The organism is Streptomyces sp. DH12, assembly GCF_020873895.1.
Lineage (GTDB): Bacteria > Actinomycetota > Actinomycetes > Streptomycetales > Streptomycetaceae > Streptomyces.
In genome coordinates this window covers 1-404 of the sequence record NZ_JAHWGT010001510.1, presented here as the reverse complement: position 1 = coordinate 404, position 404 = coordinate 1, and the positions used below count along the sequence as shown (strand labels likewise).

The window sequence follows — 404 nt, the reverse complement described above, 5'->3', positions numbered from 1 at the left end:
CGGCACCTTCGTGCAGGGGCAGCGGATCCACCACCTGGAGTTCACCGCCGACACGGTGCTCAACCTGGGCAACGCGAACGACGGGCCGCGCGTGACGCTGTCCGGTGTCGGCGCCACCGTGCCGCAGGCCCAGCCGCAGCAGCCGTACGCCGCCCAGGGCGCGGGCGCCGGCTGGGCGCAGCAGCCGCCCGCCCAGCCGCAGCCGCCCGTCCAGCAGGGCTGGCAGCAGCCGCAGCAGCAGGGCGTCTCGCAGCAGAACGCGCCGCACATCCCCCAGCAGCAGGGACCCGGTGGTGGCGCGGGGGCGCCGCCGGTCTACGGCGACCGCAGTCCCACGACGTTCCACCAGTTCTCGCTCGGCCGCGTGATGCGCATCGGCCGTGCCCTGGAGAACGACCTGGTGG

Annotated in this window: 1 pseudogene; it reads left to right on the top strand. The window is 75.2% G+C overall.

Going from position 1 to position 404, the window contains the following annotated elements:
- Nucleotides 1-404 (top strand): annotated as a pseudogene (locus LPA54_RS40810) (ABC transporter ATP-binding protein); the annotation flags it as partial.